14 protein-coding genes are annotated in these 16,259 nt (G+C 50.5%); 9 read left to right on the forward strand and 5 right to left on the reverse strand.

The window, feature by feature from the left end:
• Window positions 1–430 precede the first annotated feature (430 nt).
• Window positions 431–1,312 (reverse strand): LysR family transcriptional regulator, encoded by an 882-nt coding sequence (locus PsAD37_RS05410; RefSeq protein WP_063295278.1) that lies wholly within the window; start codon window positions 1,310–1,312, stop codon window positions 431–433.
• Window positions 1,313–1,417: 105 nt separating this feature from the next.
• On the opposite strand from PsAD37_RS05410, the gene PsAD37_RS05415 reads away from it, so the two are divergent.
• The 6 genes from PsAD37_RS05415 (at window position 1,418) to PsAD37_RS05440 (ending at window position 8,352) form a co-directional block, all read left to right on the forward strand.
• Window positions 1,418–2,869, forward strand: coding sequence for an aldehyde dehydrogenase family protein (locus PsAD37_RS05415; RefSeq protein WP_063295279.1), 1,452 nt, complete (start codon window positions 1,418–1,420; stop codon window positions 2,867–2,869).
• Window positions 2,869–3,900 carry a membrane dipeptidase gene (locus PsAD37_RS05420; protein ID WP_063295280.1) on the forward strand — a complete coding sequence of 344 codons (1,032 nt, stop codon included), beginning with the start codon at window positions 2,869–2,871 and terminating at the stop codon, window positions 3,898–3,900. Before PsAD37_RS05415 ends, PsAD37_RS05420 begins: the two co-directional genes overlap by 1 nt.
• Before the next feature lie 37 nt (window positions 3,901–3,937).
• On the forward strand, window positions 3,938–5,482 hold the full coding sequence (locus PsAD37_RS05425) for a BCCT family transporter (RefSeq protein WP_063295281.1): 1,545 nt from the start codon (window positions 3,938–3,940) through the stop codon (window positions 5,480–5,482).
• Window positions 5,483–5,558: 76 nt separating this feature from the next.
• On the forward strand, window positions 5,559–7,253 hold the full coding sequence (locus tag PsAD37_RS05430; protein WP_244272485.1) for a hypothetical protein: 1,695 nt from the start codon (window positions 5,559–5,561) through the stop codon (window positions 7,251–7,253).
• On the forward strand, window positions 7,254–7,901 hold the full coding sequence (locus tag PsAD37_RS05435) for a DUF3726 domain-containing protein (protein WP_063295283.1): 648 nt from the start codon (window positions 7,254–7,256) through the stop codon (window positions 7,899–7,901). It begins immediately after the preceding gene.
• Window positions 7,902–7,995: 94 nt separating this feature from the next.
• Window positions 7,996–8,352: a RidA family protein gene (locus tag PsAD37_RS05440; protein WP_063295284.1), complete on the forward strand. Its 357-nt coding sequence runs from the start codon at window positions 7,996–7,998 to the stop codon at window positions 8,350–8,352.
• Window positions 8,353–8,399: 47 nt separating this feature from the next.
• On the opposite strand, the gene dpaL is transcribed toward PsAD37_RS05440, so the two are convergent.
• From dpaL to PsAD37_RS05455, 3 genes are all read right to left on the reverse strand, one after another.
• Entirely contained in the window at window positions 8,400–9,581 is a 1,182-nt protein-coding gene (gene dpaL / locus PsAD37_RS05445) for a diaminopropionate ammonia-lyase (RefSeq protein WP_063295285.1), read from the reverse strand.
• A 99-nt stretch (window positions 9,582–9,680) separates the two neighbouring features.
• Window positions 9,681–10,064, reverse strand: coding sequence for a RidA family protein (locus PsAD37_RS05450; RefSeq protein WP_063295286.1), 384 nt, complete (start codon window positions 10,062–10,064; stop codon window positions 9,681–9,683).
• A gap of 5 nt (window positions 10,065–10,069) precedes the next feature.
• Window positions 10,070–10,768, reverse strand: a complete 699-nt coding sequence (locus PsAD37_RS05455; protein WP_014283993.1) for a transcriptional regulator — start codon at window positions 10,766–10,768, stop codon at window positions 10,070–10,072.
• 323 nt (window positions 10,769–11,091) lie between these two features.
• Between PsAD37_RS05455 and PsAD37_RS05460 the strand changes: the two genes are divergently transcribed.
• The 3 genes from PsAD37_RS05460 to PsAD37_RS05470 all read left to right on the forward strand — a co-directional run bounded on the left by PsAD37_RS05460 (window position 11,092) and on the right by PsAD37_RS05470 (window position 15,176).
• A complete protein-coding gene (locus PsAD37_RS05460; RefSeq protein ID WP_063295287.1) occupies window positions 11,092–12,258 on the forward strand; it encodes a Xaa-Pro peptidase family protein in 1,167 nt (388 codons plus the stop codon).
• 115 nt (window positions 12,259–12,373) lie between these two features.
• Window positions 12,374–13,936 (forward strand): BCCT family transporter, encoded by a 1,563-nt coding sequence (locus PsAD37_RS05465; protein WP_208991714.1) that lies wholly within the window; start codon window positions 12,374–12,376, stop codon window positions 13,934–13,936.
• A gap of 76 nt (window positions 13,937–14,012) precedes the next feature.
• Window positions 14,013–15,176 carry a M20 aminoacylase family protein gene (locus PsAD37_RS05470; RefSeq protein ID WP_063295288.1) on the forward strand — a complete coding sequence of 388 codons (1,164 nt, stop codon included), beginning with the start codon at window positions 14,013–14,015 and terminating at the stop codon, window positions 15,174–15,176.
• A 484-nt stretch (window positions 15,177–15,660) separates the two neighbouring features.
• On the opposite strand, the gene PsAD37_RS05475 is transcribed toward PsAD37_RS05470, so the two are convergent.
• Entirely contained in the window at window positions 15,661–16,092 is a 432-nt protein-coding gene (locus PsAD37_RS05475) for a TOBE domain-containing protein (protein ID WP_208991715.1), read from the reverse strand.
• Window positions 16,093–16,259 lie beyond the last annotated feature (167 nt).

Consider the following 16,259-nt stretch of genomic DNA (forward strand, 5'->3'; position numbering starts at 1 on the left):
TACAATACCAAACGCCCCCATAGTGCGCTGAACTTCCGCCCACCGGCTCCTGAAGTAATCATTCCAGTAGACCAAAGGTCAGTCATGCACTAACTTTCAAACCGGACCACTCAAGTGGGGCTGATCAATGTCTTTCGGTTGTTTTTGTCATTGTAACGATGCTTACTTAAAGAGTCCCGCGCGACCACTGGTGCTCTGCTGTCCCTCTTTTCTTCAAAATTGTTTTGCCCGCACCCATGCGCGCGTTGGCCTCTGATATAACATGTTTATTCCAGTTTCTTCAGTGCTCGGATTATCGTTCCTCTGCTTGTTGTTTTCTGCTCCTGGCACACGAGTCTCTAAGTCGAAGTTTAAGCTTTTGCAGTGTGCTGCGGCTGTTAATGAGCGAACTTGGATAATTTGAGCGACGAGCCCTAGGTATCAAGATTAATCATCCTCTCTCCTTCACAAACATCAAAATCGCCTGCTCCAGTTCTTGTGCTGCCGGAGATGGTGGGGTGTCGGATTTTCTGATGAGTTGGATTTCGCGTTGTATGTTGGTTTCAGGCAGGGGGATGAAGCTGATTTCTTCTGAGTTGAGCATCTGTACTGTGGTTTCGGGGAGGATCGTAATGCCGACCTTGCTGCGGACCATGGCTATCAAAGATGTGATGTTGTGAACTTTTAGTCCTGCGTTTGTATGAAGTTGCTGGCAGTCGGGAATTTGGATGGACTGAGAGAGGTTATTGCTAATCAGACGTTCGTCTTGAACGTCAGACCAACGCAACTTATCTCCTAACTTCAAGAGTTTACAAGACTTGTGGCAAAGAATTCCAAAGCGATCTGAGAAGAGAGTTTGAGTGTGAAATGAAGTGGCGTGCCCCTGTGTGGATGCAATCCCTAGATCAATCCGGTCTTTTGCCAGTTCGCGCAGGATGGATGCAGAATCCATATCTCGGAGCTCGATGTGAACGTCTGGGCGCGCAGAGAGATATTGGGCGATGACTTCAGGCATGATTGTGTTCGCAACGGATGGGACGGCAGCCAATCGCACTTTTCCGCTTTTTGCTTTTGCGAAGTTCACAATGTCCTGAACCATGCCGTCAAATTGATAAAGTTCCCGCTCTGCCTGCTCCAGAACGAAAGATCCAAGCGCTGAGAGTCGGTTCTTACGATCGGTCTCAAACAAAGATTGTCCCAGATTTTCTTCCAGCTGCTTTAGCATCATAGAGAGTGCAGAGGGGGTGCGCCCAAGAACCTCAGCTGCATCACTGAGGTTGCCGGTTCGTGCAACTGCAACGAAGCAACGAAGCATCTCAATTTTGATCTGCATTTCAATTTTCCTGAAGCAAGTTACAGAAGTTTGATTTTGACTGAAATTGAATCATGTGTCCATAGTCTGCTCAGTAATTCTACGGGTGAATAGGCAGCAGATCACATGGTCGACACAAAACTGAACCTCATTGCAGGAAACTGGACCGCTGGCACAAGCGAAGTTGAGAACCGGAACCCATCGGATCTGAGTGATCTTGTCGGTTTATTTGCGCAGGCGTCTGCTGACCAGTTGGAAACGACCTTAGATCAGGCACGCATTGCTCAGGCGGAGTGGGCCGCTTATGGCATTGAGCGCAAATACAACGTGCTGAATGCGATTGGTACAGAGATGATGGCGCGTGCAGAGGAACTCGGCACGCTGCTTTCTCGTGAAGAAGGTAAACCTCTCGCCGAAGGTAAGGGCGAAGTCTACCGTGCGGGCCAGTTCTTCACCTACTATGCAGCTGAAACACTGCGTCAGATCGGTGAAAATGCAGATTCTGTGCGGGATGGTATCGAGGTTGATGTCCGTCGGGAAGCTGTTGGCGTTGTTGCGATCATCTCTCCGTGGAACTTCCCAACAGCAACGGCTTCCTGGAAGATTGCACCAGCGCTTGCATTTGGAAATGCTGTTGTCTGGAAACCGGCAAATTTGACGCCTGCTTCTGCTGTCGCTCTGGCAGAGATTATTGAGCGGCAAGACATACCCAAAGGCCTCTTCTCACTGGTCATGGGCTCTGGTCGTGACGTTGGTCAACGTTTGGTTGAGAGCCCAAAGGTCGATGCGATTTCCTTCACGGGTTCTGTTCCGGTTGGCCGCGGCATTGCATCAGCAGCTGTTCAGAATTTCACACGTGTTCAGATGGAAATGGGCTCCAAAAACGCTCTTGCAGTCATGGATGATGCTGACCTTGATCTGGCTGTATCTTTAGCAATCGGAGGGGCGTTTGGCGGAACCGGGCAGAAGTGCACCGCTTCTTCCCGTCTGGTTGTCCACGAAGCCGTTCATGATGCGTTTGTTGAGAAGCTCATTGCTGGCACAAAAACCATGAAGGTTGGCCATGCATTGCAGACGGGAACTCAGATTGGTCCGGTCGTTTCTGAGCAGCAACTCAACGAAAATCTGGCTTATGTTGAGCTTGGTAAGTCCGAAGGTGCTGAGCTCGCATGTGGTGGGCAACGTCTGGAGATGCCGACACAGGGTTTCTATATGTCTCCCGGTGTCTTCCTGAACTCGAACAATTCCATGAAAATCAACCGTGAAGAGATGTTTGCTCCATTGGCGGCAGTCATCAAGGTTGGCAGTTATGATGAAGCGCTCGCGACCGTTAATGACACCAATTTCGGACTGACATCAGGCATCGTGACGCAAAACCTTGCAAAGGCAACCCATTTCCGCAGAAACGCGCGTACAGGGTGTGTGATGGTTAATCTGCCGACAGCTGGTACTGACTATCACGTTCCATTTGGTGGTCGTGGAGACAGCTCATACGGCCCACGAGAGCAGGGCTCCCACGCGAAGGATTTCTACACCATCGTCAAAACCTCCTACATCTCATCCGGAGTTCCTGTGTGATGTGGATCGACAACCTTCAATATGCCAACTGGTCTGAGAAAATCTTTCGGCAAATGCGGGCAGGGGGATTAGACGCTGTTCATGTAACGATCGCGTATCATGAGAATTTTCGCGAGACAGTGCTCAATTTTGAGCAGTGGAACCGCTGGTTTGAGCAATACTCTGACCTCATTATGCCCGCTTATGTGGCCGCTGATATTGATGTTGCACGCGAAACCAACCGCACAGCAATCCTCTTTGGGTTCCAAAACCCAAGCCCGATTGAAGACGATATCGGCCTCGTTGAGATTGTGCACCGCCTTGGTGCGCGGTTCATGCAGCTGACATACAACAACCAGTCGTTGCTTGCCACAGGTTGCTATGAAGCTGAAGATACCGGCCTTACCCGGATGGGCAAACAGGTTGTCAGGGAGATGAACCGGGTCGGGCTTGTTGTGGATATGAGCCATTCTGCCGATCGGTCAACGATTGAGGCTGCGGATTACTCTGAAAGGCCAATCGCAATCACGCATGCCAATCCGTTTGATTGGGCGCCTGCGCTGCGCAACAAAAAAGATGATGTCATTCGGGCTGTCGTAGAAAATGGCGGAATGCTGGGCTTCTCGCTTTATCCGCATCACCTCAAAGACAAATCGGCGTGCACGCTTGAAAGCTTCTGCACGATGATTGCGCGGACCGCAGAAAAGTTTGGTGCGCAGCATTTGGGAGTAGGCTCTGACCTTTGCCAGGACCAGCCAGATAGCATCGTGGAATGGATGCGCATGGGGCGTTGGACAAAAGAGACGGACTATGGTGAGGGCTCGGCGAGCGCATCGGGTTTCCCGCCAATGCCTACATGGTTCGAGAGCAACAAAGATTTTGGCAACCTTGAAAGAGGTTTGCGAACTGTCGGTTTCAATGAGGAGGAAATTGCAGGGATCATGGGCCGAAATTGGTACTGCTTTTACGAAAGCAGTTTTCACGCAGCACCAGCCGAAAAGAGGCTGCTTAACTCACCCCCATCGGAGTTGAAGAAGAACTGTTCAGCTTAACTGAACATGCTGCATTGCCGTCACCAGGGAGGGAAACATGACGGACATTACCAAGCAATCTGTAGAGGATACGAACGATACCAATATGCCGCTGCTTGCGATTACAGGTGGCTTTATCGTGCTCTTCTGCTTAGTCGCACTTATCAATCTCGATGTATTATCGGCATTTGTTGATTGGGGCTTCAATATTTCAGCAACATACTTCGGCTTGTTTTGGCAGGTACTACTTCTGTCAACGTTTCTTCTGGGCTTGATCCTTTGTGTATTGCCGGGCGGTAAGGCGATCATGGGCAACCTTGCAAAGCCCGAGTTTACTGTCTTCCAGTGGGGCGCAATGATCATGTGCACCCTGTTGGCAGGTGGTGGCGTTTTTTGGGCTGCAGGTGAGCCAATGGCACACTTCCTGTCATCGCCTCCACTGTTTGGTGCAGAAGCCGGCACGGAGGCTGCCGTGGATGCAGCCATGGCACAAAGCTTTATGCATTGGGGCTTTTTGGCCTGGGCGATCCTTGGCTCATTGAGCACCGTCATGCTGATGCATTATCACTATGAAAAGGGATTACCACTCGCCCCGCGGACATTGCTTTACCCGGTATTCGGTGACAAAGCGATCAACGGTCCAATTGGCCTCATAGCAGATGCGTCAAGTATCATTGCTGTTGTTGCTGGAACCGTGGGTCCGATTGGTTTCCTTGGGTTGCAGGTTAGCTACGGTCTGAGTGATTTGTTCGGCATTCCAGATGGGTTTACAACACAAGCTGTCGTGATTGTTGGTCTGGTGGCAATCTATACGATTTCAGCCATCTCGGGTCTCTCCAGAGGTATCCAGCTTCTAAGCCGCCTGAATGTCATTCTGGCTGCTGGTTTGCTGCTCTTCGTTTTGCTTGCGGGCCCTACAGCCTTCATCTTCAACAGCTTCTTTTCAGGCTTTGCAACATACCTTGGCAACTTCTTCGGCATGGCGCTCTATCGCGGTGAGGCTGGTGTCTTCGGAGAACCGGGCTGGCTTGGTTGGTGGACTGTGTTCTTCTGGGGCTGGTTTATGGGATATGGGCCGTTGATGGCTATGTTCATCGCGCGGGTCTCTCGTGGCAGATCCATTCGCTCTATCGTAATCATGCTGTCTATTGTCGCGCCCATTGTCACAAACTTCTGGTTCACTATTGTCGGCGGTTCTGGAATTGCATTTGAACTTCAGCAGGCTGGCTCCATCGCAACTGCTTTTGAAGGCTTTAACCTTCCAGCTGCACTCTTGGCGATCACACAGCAGCTTCCGCTTGGCTTCTTTGTCTCTCTCCTCTTCTTGGTTTTGACAACGATTTTCGTGGCCACAACGGGTGACTCCATGACCTACGTCATCTCTGTCACTATGTCCAAGAGCGGTACACCATCTATGGCAGTTCGTGTGTTCTGGGGCATTGCAATGGGCATGATGGCAATAATCCTGATATCAGTCGGGTCTGGCGGCGTCTCAAAGTTGCAAAGCTTTATCGTCATCACTGCAGTACCAGTATCCTTGCTACTCATTCCGTCACTTTGGGATGCATTGCGCATCACAATAGCGAAAGGAAGAGACAGCTAAGCAAATTGCCCGAGCACGTATATCCAATACAGCTCGGGCAATCTAAGCTTCGGATTGTCCAGAGGATGAGATGATTATGAGTGTTTGTGAAACCGATGCAATCCAGCTGCGTTCACCAGATAAGGTGATGAAGTTGAGCCGGCTCGGTTCAATCCATCAATCGCGCCTGTCCTTCATGCGTATTCTTTTAAGACGTATGCAGAATGAGAACTGGCGATTTGACCGACCTGTCTTTGATATTGATGAAAGTGGTGTCGGGCATGCTGTCTATTCCGCTCATGGTCCGGATCGAACCTACTCTCTGGTTGCCTTCTCGCATGACCTGCCAGCTGAGAAACGATCAGATCGCGTGATCGCGGATGCCTGGGATGCAACGTTCACTCTTTTTGACGGTATTCCGACCTTTGAGGACATCAAACGTCTTTCTCGCAGCGTACCCTTGCAAGAGGCTGGGCGCATTTGTGAGACTGAACTGTCGCTGTCACGCGCCAACCGCTCAACGCGTTTGTGGGAACACATCGTGGCGGCTCTGGCCGAGGGAGAGCAGCCGGATCTCCAAAAGATCGAAGCCGTCGGATATCTCATGCGCACCACTGCTGTTTATGGGTCCGGCAAGTTTGGGGCGGCTGATCGCGAAATGATCGCGGACCGTCCTGAGTTCCAAAGTCCGTTCCAAGTGGAGATGCTTTCCGTCTTTCTGACACGCGCTTTTGTACGCGACCTTGTCGAGCATATGGCGAGGATGAAGGGGGGACGCAAAGCAGTTAAGTTAGATCCTGCTATCGCTCGGTCTATGGGTATTGGGAACTCGACCGGGCTGGGTATGGCACCGTTTCTGCTCAATCACCCTGTGCTGTTTAACAACTGGATTGCCGCGCGGGAACAAGCGGCTGCACGCGTACGCGCACTCCCTCAGGCAAGTAAACATGAGATTGAGCTCTTTCGTGAATTGCTGGAACGCAGCATTTTATTGACGGCGTCCTGGACAACAGACCATCAGGTCCAGTCTGAAAAGATTGAAGGGCTCAAGCGTGATCTCGTCGTGTTGCAGCAGCAAGCTGGAACACTCTCTGAAACCAGTGACCATCCCTGGAACCAGCTAAATGCCTGGGCAGAAAAAGAACTGTCTCTGGAAGGGCAGGAGTGTCTGACTTCATTGATGCTGGAACCTTATGGCGCCCTTGTTGATGATCTGGTAAACACCATGGCCGCTGACAACACGCCAACATTCCGCATAGCCGGTGCAATGACACTTGGTGATCTGCGAGGGGTTCTCGAGCGTGTCTATGGCTGGGCGTTGGAGATTGATTGGAGCGATCAGCAGAATAGAGCAAAGGCTTGGTACGTCTCTGAGGAAAAGCTGGAGCCGCGTCTGGGTGAACGCTTTGAAGAGCCGATTGAAGAATATGAGCAGCCTTTAGCGCCCGGGCGAGATGCAGCTGCGCTATATCATGCTCTGGGCCACTGGCCAGAAGACAAAAACATCGCTCAGTTTCTGTTGAGGCATCCTGAATACCGGCACATCGTCCGCCGCGTTCAGATTGTCAATCAAGCGCCCTATGCTGAAATCCGCGACAACACGATCGCCAGCGATATCCTACCTATCGATATGCTGAGATGTAAACTGGCCTTTTTCGGTGCAGTGCAATTCGATCCGCGCTCTGATCGTTGGGTGCGCATCAACATGTATGCGAACGCGCCTTATCCGGAGGAGTTGGTGTCACAAACCGATGATTTCTGGGTCTATCCAGCACTGCGTGAGGGCAACTAGATGAGTTATTCTCTCAATGAAATTGAAGCGATGTGCAAACGCGCTTCTCGTGGAGCCGGATTGCCATGGGGCTTGTGTGAGGAGGCTGCCAAAGGAACGCGCTGGCTCGCGTCCTTTGGATTTTCTGGACCGGATTTGCTGGTCTCACTCTTAGAGTTGAATGACAGGCTGCCAGCGGTTGATCTGTCTCCAGTGGCACTTCAAGGCATCTGGCGTGCTCCAGCGGGCAGGCTAAGCCCACTGATTGCTGGCGCAGCGATGAGTGACTGTGCGATCAAAATGGAGCTGGGCAATATCATAACAATGCTGGAAGTTGACTACCCGTTGCTGGTTGTTCCTTTCGCATCGGGTGCAGCCCTTCGTCTTGGCCAGCCAGTTGCTGTGGAATGGGAAGGTACGCGCATGGTGACCAACGGCAAGGAACTCTGCGTTCAGGGCAATTCTGAGGCAATTTTATCTTCTCACGCGAAACGAGTTGAATGTTCAGCGCCAGCACAAATGCTCTCGCAAAGCAAACCTATCCATCGAGCGGTTGTTGGGGATGCATGCTGGGTGCGGCTTGGAGCATTTGCACAGCGGACCTTTGCTCCGGCGACAGAAGCATCCCGCCTACGTGGAGCTGGAGCTGGTTTGACAGGCAGCGACTAACCAACCGTTGCTCCTAAATCTCAAAATCAAGAAATCCGATGCAAGAGATCAGGTGTTTACATGAACACACTGACTGATGAAAACTGGAGTAAAAATGAGCTCAGAACTCAAAAAACTAGGCGGTTCCAAGCGCTTTTCTGCAATCGCAATTCACAATGACGTTGTTCACTTGGCAGGTCAGGTGTCTCAGCTGGTTGAGGGCGATATCACCGAACAGTCAAAAGACGTTTTTGAAAAAGTTGACAGTTTGCTTGCTGAGGCAGGGACAACTCGTGAAAACGTGTTTTCCGTCCAGATTTGGCTGGCAGACATGCGTGAATATGATGGGATGAATAACGTCTGGGATGAGTGGGTCGCTGATCTCAATGCAGCCCCAACACGAGTTTGCGTCGAAGCCCGCATGGCGAAACCTCACTACAAAATCGAGGTTTTGGTGCTCGCAGCGCTTTGAAGACAGACCCAAACAGAGCAATGGCCCTGTTTGGGTAATTTAAACGGTTAAAGAGGCAAGGCGCCTTCCCAGACGATTTTTCTGTAACGTTCAGGATTGGTGTCGCCCTCGGTGTTGAAGATCAACACAACACTCTCTTCGTTGAGACCAGCTTTTTGTGCCAGTTCGGCGTACTCTGCTTTTGACTTCATCGCGTAAAGCAGGCCGATGTTCAAAGCACCGGACTCGCCGCCTGTGATCGCGGGATCCCCTTTGAGTGGGTTGCCAAGAATGCGCATGCCGGTGGCGGCAATGTTATCTGTGGCTGAGATGAAGTGATCGCCGCAGTCTCTTAGGATTGGCCATGTGATCGGATTTGGTTCGCCGCAGGCCAGACCAGCCATAATAGAGGTCAGGTCACCCTCAACCGCAGTCATCTCACCATTCTCGCTGGTAACAGATTGATAAAGGCAATCTGCAGCGCGTGGCTCGCTGATTACAGAGGTAAAGTTCTCAGGTCCGTACGCATCTGCAAGATAGCCCAGAACACCGCCTGCCATGGCTCCGACACCAGCCTGAAGCATGACGTGAGTTGGTTGAGCACCCTCCAGCTTGGCGAGTTGGTCAGCTGCTTCTCCAGCCATTGTCATGTAGCCCTGGGAGATCCAGGTTGGTATATCTTCATAACCATCCCAGGCAGTGTCCTGAACAAGCTCCCAGCCGTTCTCTTCCGCTGTTTTATTCGCCAGCCGAACAGTGTCATCGTAGTTCACATCGGTCACGATACAGTCGGCACCTAAGCCCCGGATGCGCTCGACAGCTGACTGAGGTGAAGCTTTGGGCATGTAAACAACAGCTTTCTGTCCCATAGCGCGCGCAGCCCATGCGACACCGGTCCCATGGTTGCCAGCAGTTGCTGTTGTAAAGACCATAGGGCGCTCAAATTTTTGAGAGACAGTCTGCAGGTCGATCTCAGAAATATCGAGATCAAGCTTCTTCGCAAGCAAGCGGCCAAGGGCATAGGAGCCACCCAGGACCTTAAAGGCATTTAGTCCGAAGCGATGAGACTCATCCTTCACGTAAATCGCCTTCACACCCAGTTCCTTAGCTAAGGCAGGAAGACTGGTGAGCGGAGTTGGCTCATAGCCTTGAATCTGACTATGAAACTCACGTATTTTCTCTGCAACCTGGGTGGTGAACAGTGGACTGGTTTCACCTGTGCGGAAACGATTGCTGCGTATCTTAAGCATCTTGATCTCTTCAACAGCTTGGGCAGGGGGAGGAGAGCTGCGCTCGAAGAGAGTGGGGGAACTCAATCTAAGAGCGCAGCAACAATTGTGTCGTGCAGCTTACTTGACGTACGCGATTGCTTCGACTTCAACCAGCGCGTCTTTCGGCAGACGGCCTGCCTGAATGCAAGAACGTGCAGGCGCACCTTCAGTGCCAAAGACTTCCGTGTAGACTTCGTTAAATGCTGCAAAATCTTCCATTTTAGCGAGGAAGCATGTGGTCTTCACCACGCTGTCGATACCAGCACCAGCCTCTTCCAGCACAGCCTTCAAGTTGGCCAGTGACATTCTGGCCTGCTCGGTGATACCACCTTCAGGGAATGCCATTGTTTTTGGATCAAGCGGCAATTGACCAGAGGTGAAAACGAGGTTCTCTATAACAGTTCCCTGAGAATACGGTCCGATTGCAGCTGGAGCGTTTTCTGTAGCAACTAACTTTTTCATTTTACTTACTCTTTGCTAGTGATCTGAGTTTTTGATTCTCGGATGTACTTGTAGATGGCATGTCGCGTGATCCCGAGTTTTTCCGCCACAAGCACGGTTGCTTCTTTGAACTCGAAAATGTCGCGTTCAAGAAGCAGTTTGGTGACAGCCTTGTTGCTGGCTTTTTGTGTCACCGATGGGTCTGCCTCCACATCTCTGATCGCCTGTTCCAAGGCACCCAAAATGACCTCAGTTGAGTTGGTGCTGAAGCGCTCTGGTGTTGTTTTCTCTGCAACCTCAGCAGCATCTGGAGTGAACGTGCTGATGATCTCTGAGAAGGGCAGGGATAGATTGATGTTCAGGCAGAACAAACCAATCGGTTTGCCTGAAGCGCCAAGGATAATCGTCGTTGCTGATTTTAGCAGCTGTCCCTCAGCATTATGCGTGAAGTAGGCTTTCGGTGTCAGATTGCCTGTTTCCTGATAAACCCGCAGCATCTTCAAACCTAGGTCTGTTATGGGAGACCCGATCGTCCGACCCGTCATGTGTCCGTTGACGATCTTGGCAACAGATGTTTCCAGGTTTTTGAGAGAATGCACCACAACCTCACAGTGTGGCCCGATCAAATCCGCGACTGTTTCTGCAATGCGAAAGTAGTTTGCAAGACGATCATCATCATCTTCAAAGAGACATTCTACATTTGTGAAGTCATTGAGGTTGATCATAGCTGTTTTCTCAAAGCTCGCCTGAATACGTAATAGGTTCCTTGTGTTGGTAACCACGTTTCCCGGTGTTTGCAATGAAAAGTTCACTTCATTTAACTGTAAATGCTAATTTTGAGCCGAAATGCGTAATGGGACTGATATTTTATCCACTAAAGAGGACGGAAATCCAGAAATATATATGTATGAACGCCTATTGCAGTCTAATATTGTTGACTGAAATGATATTGTATTAAATATGTAACTCAAAGGTTGGTTGAACCCATTTGCGTTCACAAATTTGCAATTTCGGGTCCGGCCACTCTGTCATAAAACGGGAGCACATCATGTCAGAGTTTTCTTTGAGGGGCTTTGAAGTTTCAGAATTTGAAAGCCGCACAGCACGCCTGCAAAAGGTGATGCATGAGCAAAAAGTGGACGCTGTCCTTTTGACGACAGAACCAAATGTCCGTTACTTCTCTGGTTTCTTCACTCAGTTTTGGCACAGTCCAACACGTCCATGGTTTCTGATTGTGCCTCTTGAAGGCAAGCCAATCGGGGTTATTCCAGAGATTGGCGCCACTGGAATGGCGGCAACATGGATCGACGATATCCGTACCTGGGCATCACCATGCCCTGAGGACGATGGCATTTCTCTGGTTGCCAAGGCCATGAATGATTTGCCTAAAAAGTATGGTCGTGTCGGTGCGACGCTCGGGATTGAATCCTACCTGCGTATGCCAACAAACAACTTCCTGGAACTACGTGACAAGGTTGAGTCAGAATTTGTTGACGTTGCGATTGCAATTCACAATCTTCGCCAGATCAAATCCGCAGCTGAAATCAGCAAGACCCGCCAAATCTGCCGTATCACCAATCAAGCCTTCGACCTCATTCCAAACTACGCAAAAACTGGAATGACCGAGCGGGAAATCTGCAAGCAGTTCAGAATTGATATGCTGAGTGCAGGTGCGGATGAGTGTCCTTACATTATCGCAGGGTCCGGCCCTGATGGATATGACAGCATCATCATGGGCCCAACGGACCGCGTATTGAATGACGGTGATGTTCTCATTATCGACACAGGCGCAGTCAGAGATGGCTACTTCTCAGATTTTGACCGCAACTGGGCGTTTGGCTCTGCAAGTGAAGAGACACTTGCTGCATATCGCGCTACATGGGAAGCAACGACCAAGGGCTTTGAAGCTGCCAAGCCAGGCAACACGACTACAGACATCTACAATGCAATGTGGAGTGTCCTGGAAGCTGCCGGTGCTCTTGGCAACGATATAGGTCGCATAGGCCACGGTCTTGGCATGGAGCTGACAGAGCGCCCATCCCACACAGCAACCGACAACACTTTGCTTGTGCCGGGTATGGTTCTGACTTTGGAACCAGGCATGAACTACGCTCCAGGAAAGCAGATGGTTCATGAAGAAAACATCGTCATCACAGAAGACGGTGCAGAGTGGCTTACCGAGCGTGCTGCACCGGAAATGATCATCATTAAATAACAAGCATGAGCCGTCCCCTCGGGGCAGGGAGACGGCTTCCCTCCTATGCAGTCAGGATAAATTGCTTCGGCATTGTTTATCCTTAGCGCTGTGGCGGTTAACTCAGGGGAGAGTTATGAGTAACCAAGCTGTACAACAACTAAAACAAGGTAAGATGCTCTTTGCCAGCACGATGACATTCATTGTTGTCGTGGTTTTGTCAGGCATCCTGTTCCCGGATCAACTGTATAATGTGGGTGTAAGCACCATGAAGTATCTGACCGAAAAATTCGGTTGGATCTACATGGCAGGCTCCTTTGCCTATGTTATGGTGATGTTCTTCTTCGCCTTCAGTAAATACGGCAATATCCGCTTCGGAGCGGACGATTCCAGACCAGAATTCAGCACCTTCTCATGGATTGCGATGCTGTTCTCCGCTGGTATGGGTACAGTAATGCTCTACTGGGGTGTTGCAGAACCAGTTTACCACTACATGAACCCGTTAGAGACAACCGGCATCGCTGCACAAACACCTGCAGCAGCTGAGTTTGCAATGAAGCAGAGCTTCATTCACCAGGGCATTCAGGCCTGGGCAGCATTCTCTGTGGTTGGTCTGATCCTCGGCTATCTGATGTACCGTAAAGGTGAAAGCGGCCTGATCAGTAACATTTTGCTCCCATGGGGCCGTGATAAAGCAAACGGTGGCTGGGGCAAACTGATCAATCTGGTCTGTGTGTTTGGCGCAATTGCAGGTATCTCTACCTCTCTTGGTCAAACTGGCCTTTCCCTGTCCATCAGCTCCTCTTACCTGATCGGCACGCCGGACGGCCCACTGACAAAAATCATCCTTGTTGCTGCGATCACAGTAATCACCATTCTGTGCACCACCACAGGCCTTGAAAAAGGCATCAAGATCCTTTCCGATTACAACGCCTACCTTCTTGTTGGTTTGATTGTACTCGTCGGAGCGCTTGGCCCAACCACCCAGATGATCAATGTTTACTTTGATACAATGGGTAACTACATGAACGACTTCTTTACTGATGCGTTAATGTTGCCAACCTTCGCTGCAGATAAAGAAACCTCGTGGATCGGAGGCTGGCCAATCTACTACTACGCATGGGCAATTGCCTGGGCGCCATTTGTTGGTCCGTTCATTGCCCGTGTCTCTAAAGGCCGGACAGTCCGTGAGTTCATCCTTGGGTCCATGATCCTGCCATGCCTCGGTATCTTCCTCTGGGTTGCGTTCTTCGGCACAATTGGCCTTGAAGCCTCTCCGGAGGCGTTGGAAGCTGCAGCAGCGTCTTCTAAAGCTGCAACCTTCATCGTGCTGGAAGACTTCCCACTCGGTACCGTCATCTCCATTGGTGTTGTGATCGCTCTGTTCACCTGCTTCATCACATCCATGAACAGCTCAACCTTCACACTCAGCTCCATGAGTGAAGATGGTTCCCTGAACCCAAGCAATAAGCAGAAGGTTATGTGGACCATTGCACAGGGTGCTATGGCTTTGACACTGATGCTGGCAACAAAATCTGGTATCGATCTTTTGCAGTCCATCAGCTTGATTTTCGCGCTGCCATTGATGTTTGTGCTCTTCATAGCAATGATCAGTACATTCAAGATGTTCCGTGAAGAATTTGCGGATGAAAAGCAAGCCAGTGAGAAAGCACCAGCTATCAAAGAAGCAGCAGAATAAAAACAAATAAAGCGAAGAGGCAGTTGTTCCAGGGCTGCCTCTTTGTAAGTTTCTTAAAGGAGGTAAGGGAACTTGAATGAGCAAAATCGAAGAACAGGTCATTGCGTGGCGTCAGCACTTGCATCAAATGCCGGAATTTGGCTTTGAAGAAGTGAAAACATCCGATTTCATCGCCCAGAAGCTGGAAGAATTCGGCATTGAAGTTCACCGCAATATCGGTCGTACCGGCTTGGTTGGCGTGCTCAAATGTGGTGATAGCGATCGCACAATTGGCCTGCGTGCAGACATGGACGCCCTCAAAATCACCGAGGAAAATGACTTCGCCTATAAATCTCAAACCGATGGGATGATGCATGCGTGTGGTCATGACGGACACACCACCATGCTGCTTGGTGCTGCCCATGAGCTAGCAACGCATAAGAATTTCGATGGAACAGTCTATTTCATCTTTCAGCCGGGTGAAGAGCACGGTGTCGGTGCTAAGGCAATGATCGAAGATGGTCTGTTTGACCGTTTCAAGATGGATGCCATTTATGCCATGCATAACTTGCCGGGCGTCCCAGAAAGGCACTTCGTAACCAATCCGGGCTCGATCATGGCATCGGAAAGCGGCTTTGAAATTGAGATCCTCGCGACAGGCGGCCATGCCGCAATGCCACATATGGGGACTGACCCAATCGTGGTTGGCGCTCAAATCATTTTGGCTCTGCAGACCGTCACCAGCCGCAACCTGAGTTCGATCCACGAGCCAGCTGTGATCTCTGTAACGGAGTTCACCACCAATGGCACAACCAACGTTATTCCCTCATCCGCAACCATCAAAGGCGACACCCGCTGCTTTACTGATGAGGCACTGGCAAAGATTGAAGCTGCCATTGAGAGAGTAGCAGCCGGTCAGTGTGTTTCTGCTGGGGTGGAGTACAAATACAAGTTCAACAATACATTCCTCTCCACGATCAACACGCCCAACGAAACAGCTGTTGCAGTTCGCGTTGCCAAAGCAATTGCTGGAGAAGAAAACGTAGACGGCGAGGCGCCACCCTTCACAATCTCAGAGGACTTTTCCTACATGCAACGGAAAGTCCCAAGCTGCTACATCCTCGTGGGCAATGGAAAAGTAGGCGAAAAAGGCGGCACAGCCCTCCACAAACCTTTCTACGACTTCAACGACAACATCCTCATGACCGGCGTCCGCTTCTGGACCGAACTCGTAAAAGACCAACTCTCAGAAACAGCCTAGCCCCAGCCACAACCAGTTCCCACCCAGCCTCCCTGTTTCCTTCATCCCCAGAATGAGAAGCAGGGAGGTATTGGGTTGAGAGTGCATCATTAAGTTGGCGTGCACTTTGGGAGAATAAGAGACATTATGTGATCTTCATAGAAGCGCTTGTTAACACAGCGGAAGGAATTATGATTTCTTTGCCTAAATTAGAAACTTTTATACTATGCATTGCGACTTGCAATCATAAAGGTCTTGAAGCTTACTTCAGATATAGAGAGGAGAATAAAACGCTATGCTTTTGAGGAACACATGAGAGGAAAAATCTCAGACCTGCGATACATTATCAGTCTGATAATATTGGTATTTCCTGCGCCGTAATTTGTAATTGTTTTCCATGTTTATTTCTTAACAGTATGCACGGAGAACATATGCCTCTCATGGTTAGAGCTCATGCATGTTGGCGAAGCTCCGATCTAATTGTGATGTCGCTCATTAAAGTTACCTACCCAATCAATTCCTCACTCTCCCCGTCAAATAAACACACTCTCCCCATGTCGATGGCAAAGGTCATGCTCTCGCCGGGTTGGCAGGCGAACAAAGGAGAGACGCGGGCTTTGGCGGGGTGGTTGGCTAGGCGGATGAGGCAGAGGGTGTCGGCGCCGGTGGGTTCTAGGAGGTCTACGTCGCATTCGATCTCTGGGTTTGTGGATTGGGTGAAGGCGTTGTGGGTGATCATTTCGGGGCGCAGGCCGAGGATGATTTTTGTGTTCTCGCGTGTTTCGAGTTGTTTTGAGTCTGGGAGCGGGAGGAAGTAGTTTTTTGGCTCGCCTTTCAGGACGGCTGGCAGGATGACGCCGAGCTGAGCATCCTGCCTCACGAGATCCACTTCAACGAAATTCATGGGTGGTGCGCCGACGAAGCCGGCGACGTACATGTTGGCGGGTTTGCTGTAGATCTCTTGCGGCGTGCCGATTGTAAGCGTCCGGCGAACCCGACCTGACGATTCTAGCTTTGCTGCTCTATCGTACGTGTAGTTTTATCTGCATGGACTTTGATGATGATAGAAAGCCAAGGACGGCGCTGGAGTGACGATGAGAAGCG

Origin of the sequence: Pseudovibrio sp. Ad37 (genome assembly GCF_001623075.1) — a bacterium.
Lineage (GTDB): Bacteria > Pseudomonadota > Alphaproteobacteria > Rhizobiales > Stappiaceae > Pseudovibrio.